8 protein-coding genes and 4 tRNA genes are annotated in these 14,006 nt (G+C 46.4%); 5 read left to right on the forward strand and 7 right to left on the reverse strand.

Going from position 1 to position 14,006, the window contains the following annotated elements:
- Positions 1-189: 189 nt before the first annotated feature.
- From AC0YNS_RS31005 to AC0YNS_RS31020, 4 genes are all read left to right on the forward strand, one after another.
- Positions 190-265: transfer RNA gene (locus AC0YNS_RS31005), tRNA-Thr, on the forward strand.
- A gap of 13 nt (positions 266-278) precedes the next feature.
- Positions 279-354, forward strand: a tRNA-Lys gene (locus tag AC0YNS_RS31010).
- A 36-nt stretch (positions 355-390) separates the two neighbouring features.
- Positions 391-473, forward strand: a tRNA-Leu gene (locus tag AC0YNS_RS31015).
- Between the two features lie 9 nt (positions 474-482).
- A tRNA-Gly gene (locus tag AC0YNS_RS31020) sits at positions 483-557 on the forward strand.
- A 113-nt stretch (positions 558-670) separates the two neighbouring features.
- On the opposite strand, the gene AC0YNS_RS31025 is transcribed toward AC0YNS_RS31020, so the two are convergent.
- From AC0YNS_RS31025 to AC0YNS_RS31055, 7 genes are all read right to left on the reverse strand, one after another.
- Positions 671-1,321 carry a hypothetical protein gene (locus AC0YNS_RS31025; RefSeq protein ID WP_475784724.1) on the reverse strand — a complete coding sequence of 217 codons (651 nt, stop codon included), beginning with the start codon at positions 1,319-1,321 and terminating at the stop codon, positions 671-673.
- Entirely contained in the window at positions 1,305-2,825 is a 1,521-nt protein-coding gene (gene pilM, locus AC0YNS_RS31030) for a type IV pilus biogenesis protein PilM (RefSeq protein WP_475784725.1), read from the reverse strand. The genes AC0YNS_RS31025 and pilM overlap by 17 nt, the downstream gene beginning before the upstream one ends.
- 13 nt (positions 2,826-2,838) lie before the next feature.
- Positions 2,839-3,594 carry a prepilin peptidase gene (locus AC0YNS_RS31035; RefSeq protein WP_475784726.1) on the reverse strand — a complete coding sequence of 252 codons (756 nt, stop codon included), beginning with the start codon at positions 3,592-3,594 and terminating at the stop codon, positions 2,839-2,841.
- Between the two features lie 89 nt (positions 3,595-3,683).
- Positions 3,684-4,169, reverse strand: a complete 486-nt coding sequence (locus AC0YNS_RS31040) for a prepilin-type N-terminal cleavage/methylation domain-containing protein (protein ID WP_475784727.1) — start codon at positions 4,167-4,169, stop codon at positions 3,684-3,686.
- Between the two features lie 36 nt (positions 4,170-4,205).
- Entirely contained in the window at positions 4,206-5,414 is a 1,209-nt protein-coding gene (locus AC0YNS_RS31045) for a type II secretion system F family protein (RefSeq protein WP_475784728.1), read from the reverse strand.
- On the reverse strand, positions 5,414-6,463 hold the full coding sequence (locus AC0YNS_RS31050) for a type IV pilus twitching motility protein PilT (RefSeq protein ID WP_475784729.1): 1,050 nt from the start codon (positions 6,461-6,463) through the stop codon (positions 5,414-5,416). Before AC0YNS_RS31050 ends, AC0YNS_RS31045 begins: the two co-directional genes overlap by 1 nt.
- A gap of 14 nt (positions 6,464-6,477) precedes the next feature.
- A complete protein-coding gene (locus tag AC0YNS_RS31055) occupies positions 6,478-8,145 on the reverse strand; it encodes a GspE/PulE family protein (protein WP_475784730.1) in 1,668 nt (555 codons plus the stop codon).
- A gap of 297 nt (positions 8,146-8,442) precedes the next feature.
- On the opposite strand from AC0YNS_RS31055, the gene AC0YNS_RS31060 reads away from it, so the two are divergent.
- Entirely contained in the window at positions 8,443-13,947 is a 5,505-nt protein-coding gene (locus AC0YNS_RS31060) for a DUF5057 domain-containing protein (RefSeq protein ID WP_475784731.1), read from the forward strand.
- Positions 13,948-14,006: the final 59 nt, after the last annotated feature.

A 14,006-nucleotide genomic window follows, 5' to 3' on the forward strand; every position in this document is an offset into this window, starting at 1 on the left:
ACGAATACTAATCGGTCGAGGGCTTATCCTACGAATATCTGCTCGGATGTTCAACTTCGGACAATAATCAGCTAATGAAAAACCTTCGCAAAGGTTCGTATCCAGTTTTCAAGTTGCAAACCAACCAATTGAATAACCCATTCGTGGGTTTTATTTCATGAGTTGAAGAGACTTGAAACTCATACACATGCCGGTGTAGCTCAGTTGGTAGAGCAACTGACTTGTAATCAGTAGGTCGTGGGTTCGACTCCTATCGCCGGCACCATTTTTTCAAACTTGAGCCATTAGCTCAGTTGGTAGAGCACCTGACTTTTAATCAGGGTGTCGTAGGTTCGAGTCCTACATGGCTCACCATTTTCGTTTAACGACAATGGGGGCACTTTACATTATGCGCGTATGGCGGAATTGGCAGACGCACCAGACTTAGGATCTGGCGGGCGACCGTGGGGGTTCAAGTCCCTCTACGCGCACCATATTTATCTGCGGAAGTGGCTCAGCGGTAGAGCATCGCCTTGCCAAGGCGAGGGTCGCGGGTTCGATTCCCGTCTTCCGCTCCATTTTTACAACTTTCATGACCGTTACTCAGAGATCTGAGTAGCGGTCTTTTTGCATGGATATAAACCACAAAAAAGCCGCTTACCGACATGATTACGACGGTAAGCGGCTTTTTCTATTTCTCATCGAATGGTAAAAGAACTTCTTTCACAAGTGGCTTGTAGGAGGGATCGAAGTAAGCCGTGAATGCCAGATTGGCTGAGATTGGAGTGGCATCACCCGCTAAACTGCTTGATTTAGCGACGTCGAATGAATCAACTGTAATTAGTCTAGGCAGCTTTTGCAGTTCTTCGATATAACGCAATATGTCTGCATAACGACCTTTAATAACTATGCCTACCTTAAGCTTTTTCACATTAGGACCAAATGAGTTGCTACCCGAAGAAGAATCAATAGTTTCGCTTGCAGCAGCTTCCGAATTTTGTTGATTATCACTACGATCAGGCGTAAAGGTTGCGGTAAGGGCCTCTCCGCCAGTACTTGCTTCAATTTGTTGTAAATCAAGCAGCAGCTGCTCCGTATTGTCCCATAAAGGGAGAGCTAGTTGTACGTTTTCTTTAGAATATTCATTGCTCGCTTCTTTTTTCTCCGTGAGTTTGTTGCTCAGAATCTTGTATTCACTGTTTAGCCGCTCAATCTCTGCTTGTTGATCGGTAATCTGATCTGTTGATGGCTTCAGCAGGTAAGTATAGATAACAAACAAAGCGAGGAAAAGCACTGCTATTAGAAGGACAGACAAGGGACGGTTTTTAGTTAGTTGTTCCATTGTTATCCTCCTCGTTCGACTGCTTCATCAAGATACTGAAGGAAGCCGTATATGGTTTGGAGACGGAAATCCCACCGCTGCCGGTAGAGGTGGCCATTGTCTCCCCTTTGGACATCGTTTGCATGCCGGCATCTTCGGTAAAGGATAAACGGTGTAAATCGAATAAGTAACGGGACATATCCTTCATTGAATTGAAGCTGGCTGTAAGTGCAATTTGTCCTTGCTCAGTGTAGCCAAGGGTCCGAAGTTCTGCGCTAATCGGAAGCTTATGTTCAATCTCTTTCACGATCGCAACTACGTCTCTTTGTTTCTTCTTGATTTCTTCAATTTCCGTTAGCGGGTTTGACTGGCCCTGAGCAGTACCGGTAATCAATTCATTCTGGGCTAGTGCAATTTGGTCATTTAAGGTTTGCACCTGATCTTTATTATCTGAAATTTCGGTACGGTTACTTATAAAGGAGTAGCCGATGAGTGCCATAATGAGCAGCCAAGCACCTAGAGCACTTGTGATAACAACAGGGAGCAGTTTTGCTTCATGATTAACTTTGGGAAGCAGGTCGATGTTAAAGCTAAGGTCTTTTGGTAGTGCTAAGCCGGCTGGGATCAGATAGTTACCCTGCTCATCATCTAGGCTGCCGCCTTCAAAGGAAGGAAAGTCAGCTTCATGAATGGCGATTTCCGCCTGTGTCTCGCGCAATATGGAGATGAGGTCATGCTGTGCGGATACGGCCCCAGCTACGATTGCAGTACTAATACGTGACGCGCCTTCATGAAGGCCGAATTGATAGAAATTCAAGATCCGAGAGATCTCGGTGCTTAGCTCGGATAGCTGTGATTCGTTTAAGTGACCGGGTTGATGACTGCCATTTTCCAATAAGTTGATCGCTCTCATGAAGATTGGGCTGCCTTCATGGAACATAAAGATCTCGAGCATCGTATCACCGATGTTAAGGACCATCGTTTCGCTTGTTTTCTCTGTTTGTTGTGTAAATAATGATTTTGCCAGGGCCGCTGCTGGGAAGGTAATGGCTTTAACGCGTAAGCCAGCCTCCTGCATTAATTCCATAGCTGTGCGAATCCACTTAAGCGGTGCGGCAAAGATCAAAACCTGTGTGCTGGTCTCATCCTTGCCAATCTGTAGATAATCGTAGATCGGCTCTTCGAATGGCAGATGGAGCGTCGTCTCAACCTCTAACTCAATTAAAGAGCGAAGCTCTTTATCATTGGTTGTTGGGATTCGCATTTTACGAACGATAATTTGCGAAGTAGGAACGGCAAGAGAAACAGAAGCGCCGTTTAGCTTCTCGCGTAGGATCCATTTTTTGAAACTGCTGCGGATTTCGTCTACTTTTATGAATTGATCATCAACAATGGCACCTTCAGGAAGTGGAAGAAAACCGCTCCGATCAAGCTCCCATGCTTTTTTCTTGCGCAGCGTAGTGAAACGGATGGCGGTTTGTTCAATGGTAAGACCGATTTGTTTGGAGCCAATGGTTATCAACATGATCACATCCCGCTTAGGTTATTATAGCTAGATACCCTTCTATCAGCGCATCTCCGAAGCAATAAGCGGCAAGTGTGCCTACAGCAAGGAACGGGCCGAAAGGGATCGGTTGTTTTCGTTTGACAAGGTGAAGTAGCTGCAAGGTGCCGCCTACGATTGAACCGGTCAGACAAGCAAGAAGCATTGCAACTAGAATGTGGGGAAGACCAATAGCAAGTCCAAATACGAAGAACAGCTTGGCATCTCCTAGCCCCATACGGCCACGTGAGAGAAGATTGATTAGTAGCAGCATCCCACCGCCTAGCAATGCGCCTACAGCGTAATGCCATAAAGGTTGTTCATGATGTAGAAGTCGAGATAGGATGAACAATGGGAAGAAGGCCAGAAGAACGCTATTCGGGATTAACATGTATTTGAGATCGGAAACGGTAATGATAACAGACAGACTGACAAGAAGCAGGCCGGAGATAAGTTCAAGGCTGTAGCCAAAGATCAGAAACATACTCATGAATAATAGTCCGGTAATGACTTCACCGAGTGGATACAAAGGAGATACAGATATACCGCAATGACGACAGCGGCCACGAGCAAGCAGATAGCTGAATAAGGGGACTAAATCACGCTTCGTGAGCCGTTTTTGGCAATTTGTGCAGTGGGAAGGCGGATGAATGAGAGATTGCTTTAATGGCACGCGCAAACCCACAACGTTGAAAAAGGAACCACATACTAGTCCGAGGATGAAAAAGTAGATTGCAAGGGCAGTCGTCATAGAGTATGGCTACTTTCTATATAAAATGAAGAGAAAGGAACCGGAACGATTCCGGTTCCTGTTTGAACTAGGAGTATAATAGATTTGGATTATGGATTGAATCCGGTGTGAACTCCAGTAGTTGCTGCCTTACCACTCAAGACTTCAGTACCAAGATAATATTGACCCGTAGTATCAGCTGCGGTTTTATATGAAACATAAATTAAATCGCCTGTAACTTGGGAGAACTCTATTTTTCCTTCAGTAATTTTGGACTTGCTGCTAGGAAGTACGAGATTGTCCTCCAGATATCCTTTTGTACGGAGCGTTGAAATAAGGACAACTAGGTTTGTGTCTGGTACACTTGAGTTTTTAAAATCTGCATTCAACTCAGAAGTTACATAAATACGAGTTGCGTCGTAGATTTGTCTGGCAGTTGCAATATCTGAATCACCACGAGACTTATTAATAATATTACCGATTAGCGGTATGGCGATAGCAGCGATAATACCCAGGATGACAATAACAGCTAGCAACTCAATTAGTGTAAAACCTTTCTCATTCTCTCTCGCACGTTTCAAAACATTTGCTACCATTTTTAATTCCTCCCTGAATTGGTTTTACTTGCCTACTTAGCCCATTTGACTATATAGACTGAACATAGGCAGCATGATGGCTGCCACGATGACTCCGACCATACCGGCGAGAAATACGAGCAAGATTGGCTCGATTAATGACTTCATCCGGTCGACTGTGTTCTCGACATCCATCTCATAGAAGTCCGCTACTTTGGACAGCATCAGGTCAAGAGAACCTGTCTCTTCCCCAATCGCAATCATCTGAGTAACCAGTGGGGGGAACACCCACGACTTCTTAAGTGGATCCGAGAGCGGTGTGCCTTGTCTTAGTGAATCTCCTGCGCTACGAATGACTTTGCCTACGACCCGATTTGCAACAACCTCTTCGACGATGGACAGTGCTTGAAGCATGGGAACCGAACTTGCGTAGAGTGAAGACATCGTGCGCGACATTTGGGCGATGACGCCCTTCTGCGAAAGCTTACCGAAGATAGGAAGCTTAAGCTTCATGTAATCTATTGCATAGGCTCCTCTTGTTGTTCTTTTGGCTGTAATGAAAGCAACTACAAGCAACACGACAACGAGAATCCATAGATACCACTGATTTTGGATGCTATTGCTAGCCGCCATAACCATCGTAGTAATGGCTGGCAACTTGGCATCCATAGATTCAAACATACTTACAAACTGAGGAACAACTGCCTTGAGCAGATAGATGACGGCTGAAATGGCGAGAAATCCTACGACCATCGGATAAGTTAAGGCAGATTTGATCTTTTCCTTGGTCATATGCTGCTTCTCGAAGAAGACAGCTAATCGCTCGAGCGTACCTTCCAGATCGCCGGACTCTTCACCTGCGCGGATCATGTTGGTGAACATTGAAGGGAAGATTCGCTTATGCTCCTGCACGGCCTGCGAGAAGGCATTACCGCGAAGCAAGCCTGAATGCACATCGACGAGTGCTTTCTTAAGTGGTTTACTTTCGGTTTGCTGAGCTAGAATGCCGGTAGCATCGAGAATCGTGACACCTGCGCGAATTAGCGTTGCGAATTGGCGGCAGTAGATGATGAAATGCTGCATTTTAACCGGGTTACCGATATAGATATCCATCGATAGAATCGTGTTTCGGTGTTCATTCACCGAAAGAACGACCAGTCCACGTTTACGCAGCTCTTCAACTGCCGTTGATTTGTCCATTGCGGACATTTTACCTCTCAGCTGCTTGCCGCCGCCTGTCTTGACATGGTAGGCAAATTGAGCCATTAGTAAGCACCTTCAGTCAAGTAGACTTTGGCGGCAGCCGGATCAACACGTCCTGACTGCAGAAGCTCCTTAATCGAAGCGTCTAGTGTATGCATGCCCAGCGCGCGTCCTGTTTGCATGACGCTCTTGATCTGATGAATTTTCTCGGTGCGAATTAGGTTGGCGACGGCAGGCGTGTTGATCATAATCTCCGTAGCACAGGATCTGCCTTGTCCGCCAGGGCGAGGCAGCAGCCTCTGTGAGATAACTCCGATAAGAACAGCTGCGAGCTGCGTCCGAATTTGTCCTTGCTGGTGAGATGGAAAAGCATCGATGATCCGATCGATCGTTTGCGGAGCATCTGTTGTATGTAAGGTCGCAAATACTAAATGTCCGGTTTCAGCAGCCGTAACAGCTGCTGAAATCGTCTCTAGATCACGCATCTCGCCAACTAGGATGACGTCAGGGTCTTGCCTAAGTGCCGCTCTAAGCCCATTGCTAAAGCTCTTCGTATCATTGCCGACCTCACGTTGATCGACCACCGATGCCGAATGAGTATGGAGGAATTCGATGGGATCCTCCAAGGTGACGATATGTTTCTTCTGCGTTCGATTGATGTAATCGATCATCGCCGCTAATGTCGAGGATTTGCCGCTGCCTGTCGGACCTGTAACGAGGACAAGCCCTTGATGCTTATTAGCAAGCGTCTCGATGATTGCAGGAAGCTGCAGCTGCTCGAGTGAAGGAATGCGCGTCGGAATGGTCCGAATCGCAATGCTCACTTTGCCACGCTGTCGGTATGCATTGATCCGGTATCGAGAGTACCCTTCCAGTTCATAGGAGAAGTCAACTTCACCGGCTTGCTCAAAGTGGGCTAACTGCTCGCTGCTTAACAGGGCCGCCGCCATAGCTCTAGAACGCTCAATCGTAACTGCTTCCTCACCTAGCCGTTGAAGTGTGCCGTGAACCCGCATAACAGGAGGCGAGCCAACGGAAATATGAAGATCAGACGCTTTGCTCTCATGAGCTTGCTGCAGCAAGGTTGTGATCTGTTCCAATACTTGTGTCATTTTGGCCCTCCTTCCTAATGGGATACGGTCTCTTGCAGCACTTCCTGCAGGGAAGTAATGCCTTTAACCGCTTTCTCCAGGCCATCATCCATCAGCTGAATCAACCCATTCTTCTCAGCTGCAACCCGTAGGTCTTGAAGGGAGCCCTCTTGGCTGATCTGCTGCCGAATGGCGTCATTAATGCCGAGTACTTCATGGATGGCGACCCTGCCTCGATAACCGGTTTGGTTACAGGTGCCACAGCCGGTGCCTTTATACAGCTTGTCCGCGTGAAGTCCGTGATTTTGCAGGAAAATGCTTTCTTGCTCGGATGGCGTATAGGCTGTCGTACAATCCGGGCATACACGTCTGACAAGCCGCTGTGCAACTACGCCGACCAATGAAGAGGCGATCAAGTAGGGGGCAATCCCCATATCGCGGAACCTCGTAATGGAGCTGACGGAATCATTCGTATGTAGTGTCGATAGTACCAAGTGTCCGGTTAGAGAGGCGCGAATAGCAATCTCTGCCGTCTCCGAGTCACGAATCTCGCCGACCATGATGATATTAGGGTCTTGACGGAGAATCGAACGCAGCCCTGCTGCGAAAGTAAGTCCGATTTGCGGATTTACGTGGACCTGATTGATGCCTTCAAGCTGGTACTCGACCGGATCCTCAACGGTAATGATGTTAGAGTCCTCTTTGTTGAGATGTTGAAGAGCGGAGTAGAGCGTTGTTGTTTTACCGCTGCCCGTCGGTCCGGTAATGAGAATGATACCGTAGGGAACCTCAATCATTTCTCTAAAGATTCTATGGTTGTGCTTGCTGAAGCCGAGCTGATCGAGCGCCTTAACACCAACGCTTAGATCGAGAATCCGAAGTACGATTTTCTCTCCATGAATGGTCGGAAGCGAGGAAACCCGGATATCAATCGTCCTGTAGTCTACCTGCATCTTCAATCGACCGTCCTGCGGCAGACGACGTTCAGCGATGTTCAGCTTTGCCATGATTTTGAGCCGCGCCGTGATGAAACCCTGCATTTGCTTAGGAATGACTCTCTCAGTCCGCAGTACACCATCCAGACGGTAGCGAATGTTAACATTCGTTTCGCCCGGGTCGACGTGAATGTCGGATACCTGAAGCTGTACGGCCTGCTGAATCATCTGGTTCACTAGACGAACGACAGGAGAGTCCTCATCCGTAATCTCGGTTTCACGAATTTCATCTGCCGTAGGCAACTCGCCCATGAGCTGAGACATGGAATCTTGCAAACCGTAGTGACGAGCAATGGCTCTTTGCAGTTCATCTCGGCCAGAGATAGCTGGCTCGATGCGAAAGCCGGTAGACATTCGAAGCTCTTCAATTGCAAAATAGTCCAGCGGATCAGCCATGGCGACGAGCAGCTTGCCGCCTTCTTTATGAATCGGAATGGCTTGATATCGGCGAGCCAAGCTCTCGGGTATGATCTGCGTAATAGAAGGCTCGATCTGATATTTAAACAAACTGACATGTGGAATGCCTAGTTGAAATTCCAGTACTTCGAACAGCTGCTGTTCCGTTATGTATCCTTGTGTAATAAGCAAATCGCCAAGCTTCTGCTTCGTCTTGCTTTGTTCGCGCAATGCCTGCTGCAACTGTTCTTCGGAAATGACATTGCTCTCGATGAGGAGGTCGCCCAGCCGCTTCTTTTTCACGGTACTCATTTCTACCAATCCCCTCATGACAATTCGTATCATGTTAATCTTGTTACGACAAGGCAGTAGGTCTTTGTACCTAGAAGTTAACTGCCATTTCGTGCTGTGCTTTTGCATAAATCTAGCAAATCCCGATTCTGATAAGGTAATTATACACACAGCTAGTTCTTTTAGACAATATGGGATTTTTATTAACATATTTATCTATTTTTCTTCCGGGATTCTATGTATAATATAGTCAACTGAACGTAGTCCTTTAGAACTGTATCAAATTGTAGCAAAATACCAATGACAGGGGGGGAAGCTATGGATACGAGAAAGAGTACTAGGATGATTAGGAGAGCAAATCAGAGGCTGCAGACGAGGTCTCTAGTAATCAGATTGCTTTTTATAGGCATGATTGCGGCTCTCATCATTATTCCGGGGCTTTACTTGAAGGATGCGTACGCGAACGGGACAGTCTATTACGCAATCAAAGCCGACACGAAGTTCATCACGTTGGGAGCCAATAATGAGTTATCTGCTAGTGTGACAAGCATTGGCACGTCGGCGGAGCAGTTTGAGCGAATCAAGAACAGCGATGATACATATTCGATTAAATCCAAATCGACCGGCAAATATGTGACCGCTACAAAGACAGACAAAGCATTGGCGGCAACTGCTGCGACAATTAGCGCTAGCGAGAAATTCAGCATTGTGGATGACTATTTAGTAGCTACTATAGGTTCTAATAATACAAAGAGGTATGTGAAAATAAATTCGGAGAAACTCTATCCTTCTGAGTCGGACAAGGCCAATGGAACGAAGCTGAGATTCACTGAGAATGTGACCAAACTGCTGGAAATCACGGATGGCGGCGGAACGTCAGACCTACAGCCGCTGCTGGGCAAACAGCCGAATATGTCAATTGAAACAATGAGTATGAAGCGTTTTGTCGCTCTGCGCGGTGAGCTTGACGGCAAATACGACGGTATCTACATCGGTAAAGGCAGCTTCAATCCAACTAAAGTAGCTAAGACAACTTCTTCCAACCGAGCAGCTGCACATGAGACCAAGAACTTGGAGAACGACATAACGCTTCTTAAAGCAGGCGAGATTGTCGATAATTTTATTACGAAAGGGCAGCCCGTTTTCATTTATAATGACTCCTCTAATAAAAGCGGTCTGCTTTACCAGAAAAATACCGGGAATCTATACAAAACGTTTGCAGCATACTCGACTGCCGGCAGAGATAATGTTGTCTTTCTAAAGCCAACAGAATTGACTAATTTAGCTACCCTTAGCTTGAATGAAAATGGGCTGTTGAACCAACGGCCAAAACTCGTGTTAAGCGGTCAACCAACCTCTTATCTCATGGACTCTAGCACTCTCTATCATGCCGGAGATAAGTTATCTTTTCATTTCAATGTGCCGAACTATAACAGATTCGGAGATGGTAGATTAACAGCAAACTTGTACCTGGGTCTGGATCAAGCGGTAACGTTCGGCAATGACCAGATTGTTGCTTCCTCAGTCGTTTCCAATAACAACGAAGACAGTGAGATTTCTTACGTGCTGCCTAAGGGTTATTCCGGCCTTTATTATTGGAAGCTCGAAATCGTAGATCAAACTACCAAGTTGAAGAGCTACGAAACAGGTGTATTCAGATATCGCGATCAATTGACAAAGGTGCGTGTACTTCAAGTTATGCCGAATGATTCTGATACGAGCAGCTTGAAGAATAACAGTAACTTAAACCAGACGTATCTGAAATCAACGGATGAATACGAAATTGAAATCACGACTATGAAATTTAATGCGTTCAACTCCATGGTCAAAACAAATCTAAATGGAACGTACGACATGCTTATTTTCGGATTTACGGATACCTATAATTCAAGTGCCAGCATTACATTGGATACAGCTAATGCCGTCAATAATTTCATTCGGACAGGCCAAAGCGTTATGTTTACGCATGATACTGTATTCTCAAGCAGCGAGACGGACCGGAATACATGGATTGACCAATTCCAGCAAACAACCGGACAAATCGAACCTTGGACGAACCTTGGTCTCAGTGCATTTAACACGTCTAAGGCCGTGAAGAAGGTTAACGACGGACTTCTTAATCAATTCCCGTTTAATCTGAATACCTCTACACCAGAAGTGGCATTAACGCACAATCAATACTTCACGCTTGATCTGGAAGATAAGACGGTTGTGCCGTGGTACAACATTATTGGCTCGAACCGTGATGAAGACGATAGCTGGAACCACTACTACACCTATTCCAAAGGGAATGTGACGTATTCCGGTACAGGTCACACGAATACAAACTTCCCAACCTGGGAGCAGCAGCTGTTCGTCAATACGATGTACCGTGCTTTTATGGGCTCTAACCATGCGCCGATGCTAACGGTGTACAACCCGATTGATTACTCGGCTGCTAAGGATAATTTCATTCCGAGTTATCAAAATATTAATCTCAGCTTTATGCCTGAGGATTATGATTTTGTGGATCGCAACTTAACGGTTTCGGTCAAGTACTCCTATAATGACGGTACTAGACTGCAGACCGTAACGCAGCCGATTACAACGGCTGTCTCAGGTTCTACCATTAACTCTGTCATCACGAATCCATTTACGACCGGAGACGGCGATCTCTCTATCGAAATTACGGTAACAGACAAGACAGGTGCGAAGATTACGAAGACCATTCCGGTTAAGGTGAAGAAGGTATCTTCCAATCTTACTGTGAGACGTACGATTTCCGGATTGAGCTCGGGGTCGGAGCTTACGCTCGATAAAGGTACTACGACAACAATGACGTATACGGCAACGCCGAAAGCCATTACGAAATCGGGTTCTGTCAATGTCGACACGCTCAAAATCCAAGGGGTTTCGTTTGCCGAAACACTCCCGGCTGGGCTGGAGATCGTTAGTACATCGCTTCCTCCGGGGATGACGTTAACGACGAATAAGGATTCAAACAACAAGACTATTCTTAGTGGATCAATAAGCACAATTCAGTATGCCGTGGACGGACAAAGCTATACGGCTTCGCCTGTTACATTCACCATTACGGTTAAGCCAACTGTGACAGGGACTCTTCCTCTCAACAATTCGAGTCTCACATTTAAGGATGTCGGACAGACTGCATCGACGACACTTCCTTTCGACACCTATTCGTTGAACTCCATTGTTCGGTTGGATAGCTTAAGCATCGGGCTGCAGGATATTACGCTCGTGAACAAGAAGGACAGTACCGGAGCGACAGTGTATGACACAGCTACGGTCATTCCAACTTTCACGCCAGCGGATGCAACGCCTAAATTTAGCTGGACATCATCGAACCCAGCAGTAGCCACCATCATTACGACGAATGCAGGTAACGGGTATGTTACAGGCGTTGCCAAAGGTGTAACAACAATTAGAGTGACTGATTCGATTACCGGTAAAACGGCTACCGCACAAGTAACTGTACTGGAATCGGGGCTTAACATCATCGCTAACGATACGGTAACAGCGGGTATGACGATGGATTTGTCAGGTGCACTTGTCAAACCAACTCGCGAAACGGTTAGCAACATCGAGTGGTCGATATTTAATCCGGCAGACGGATCATTGAGTACGAGCAGCGGTTGGCAAACGAAGCTTACCGGATTAAAAGCCGGTAAAATAAAAGTTTCCCTGCATGTGACGACTACTTATAATTCGACCATTGACGGGTCAACGGTGACGACCTCTTATGATGCATCAAAGGATGTCACCATTACGAATCCGGTCTTAACCTTGACAGGCAGCAGTAATCTTACCGTCGGCGATACGATTCCGCTCACCGCTGCTTTGCAGAAATCACTCACAGATCATACGCCGATTACGGATAGCAGAGTGATTCAAAGTGTGAGCTGGAGTTTGAAAGAGGCGGATAAGCAGAGAATCGCTTCACTTCCAGCAACAACAGACAAGCTGCTTGTGAATGAGTTGAAAGGACTTGCTCCAGGCACTGCCACCGTCGTTGTTTCTGTGAAACTGCTGGACAATACGGTGATCACGAAGGAACTGTCAATTACAATTCAGAATCCTGTTCTTACATTGACAGGGACAGATTCAATTGGGATTGGCGATACCGCTCAACTGACTGCAAAGCTGCAGAAGTCGGCTACAAACACAACGGCTGTTACAGATGATAGTGTCACCATAACGTGGGGATTGAGCAGTACAAGTGACTCAAGTCTTGTGAGCCTAGGGACCGCAGCAAACAATCAGTTTAAGAATCAGCTCCAAGGTCTTGCTCCAGGGACTGTAACTGTCGTCGCTTCCGTAAAACTTGCTGATGGCACGGTGCTAAAGGCCACGCTTCCAGTGGAGGTAGTAAGCCCATTCCCGTCATTGGCAGGAACGGGTACTATTAGTATCGGCGATACGATCTCGTTGACCGCAGCCTTGAAGAAATCGGCAAGCAGCAATATCGATATTGCTGCAAGTATGATCAAGGATGTTAAATGGGGGCTCGAAGGTACAGATGCGGAAGAGTTGGTAGATCTACCAATTCCGACTACTAAGCAGTTGAATAATTCACTCAAGGCTAAAGCTCCGGGTAGTGTAACGGTATTAGTGAGATTCCAACTCATGAATGGCACGTGGGTTTCGGCGACGCGATCGATTACGATCGAGGAACCTTATCTGAACTTGTCAAATCCAGGAACCATCAGCCTAGGAGACACCGTGGAACTGAAAGCTACACTGCAGAAGTCGAAAGATAACAGTGCACCAATTGCAGATGATAGCGTGATTCAAGGTGTTCTCAAGTGGGAGCGTTCGAATACGAAGGCAGAGCTAATTTCGAACTCCACAGGCAAGCACTTCACGAATAATCTACATGCGCTTGCTCCTGGAACCATGACAGTGACAGTCTCCTTGAAACTGCAAAACGGAACGCCATATTCGCAGCAAGTCGAAGTTACTATTCTTAAACCGGATGTAACTTTAAGCGGGCCGCTTAAAGTCGGCGTAGGCGATGTAATCGAATTATCAGCCGGATTGACGAAGTCAGAAACGGATTCTACGGCGATAACCGATATTAGCCTAATAGAAGGTGTGAGTTGGGGTCTGAAAGAAGCAGGAGCTGACGATATCGTTACGCTTCCGGCATCAACGGGCAAAAACTTCACCAACGAACTTAGTGCGATCGGTGATGGCAAAGTGACGGTAATCGTTTATGTGAAGCTTCTTGACGGTTCAGTAGTGAATGAAGAGTTTCCGATAACCATTCAGAATCGCGGACTAAAGCTCGATGGCAGCCTGATCGTTAAAGCAGCTTCAGCAATTAATTACCCGATGACATGGGAAGGAGCTGCCGGCAAGCCAAGTTTCACCTATGAACCGGAATGGACATTGCTGAATAGTCCTTCTAAAGGGACTAGCCTTACGGGCGGTCAAAACTCAGCTAAATTAACGACGGGCTGGCAGGATGGCGGTACGGTGACCATTCAAGTGAAGGTGAAGTCTCCGGCCGGTAAAGTGTTTACCGATTCGTTGACGGTTGATATTGTACTCATCAAATTACCAGGTGCTGTGCCTCATCTAAGAGTGGATCAACAGATGAATCTGGCATCCAGTCAAACTTTGACTGTACTACCAACCAAACTTAGGGCTACTATAGTACCTAGACTGATATGGACATCCGCAAATAGCAATATTGTAGCGGTATCGACTAACGGTGTCATTGAGGGTATCAATTACGGTACGACGACGATCACCGTGTATGATCCTGTACTGCAAATTACGCTTACTGTAAAAGTTACGGTCGATAAGAGCGACAAGTACTAATTCGTAAGATAAGGGCTGTCCTAAACGTCATCATAGATGACGAGGACAGCCCTTATGTC

Source organism: Paenibacillus sp. J22FR21, assembly GCF_056269135.1.

What these genes read in the sequence shown, in the direction of transcription:
- AC0YNS_RS31025 (WP_475784724.1), bottom strand. Translation starts at nt 1,321, where the DNA reads ATGGAACAACTAACTAAAAACCGTCCCTTGTCTGTCCTTCTAATAGCA.
- pilM (WP_475784725.1), bottom strand. Translation starts at nt 2,825, where the DNA reads ATGTTGATAACCATTGGCTCCAAACAAATCGGTCTTACCATTGAACAA.
- AC0YNS_RS31035 (WP_475784726.1), bottom strand. Translation starts at nt 3,594, where the DNA reads ATGACGACTGCCCTTGCAATCTACTTTTTCATCCTCGGACTAGTATGT.
- AC0YNS_RS31040 (WP_475784727.1), bottom strand. Translation starts at nt 4,169, where the DNA reads ATGGTAGCAAATGTTTTGAAACGTGCGAGAGAGAATGAGAAAGGTTTT.
- AC0YNS_RS31045 (WP_475784728.1), bottom strand. Translation starts at nt 5,414, where the DNA reads ATGGCTCAATTTGCCTACCATGTCAAGACAGGCGGCGGCAAGCAGCTG.
- AC0YNS_RS31050 (WP_475784729.1), bottom strand. Translation starts at nt 6,463, where the DNA reads ATGACACAAGTATTGGAACAGATCACAACCTTGCTGCAGCAAGCTCAT.
- AC0YNS_RS31055 (WP_475784730.1), bottom strand. Translation starts at nt 8,145, where the DNA reads ATGAGTACCGTGAAAAAGAAGCGGCTGGGCGACCTCCTCATCGAGAGC.
- AC0YNS_RS31060 (WP_475784731.1), top strand. Translation starts at nt 8,443, where the DNA reads ATGGATACGAGAAAGAGTACTAGGATGATTAGGAGAGCAAATCAGAGG.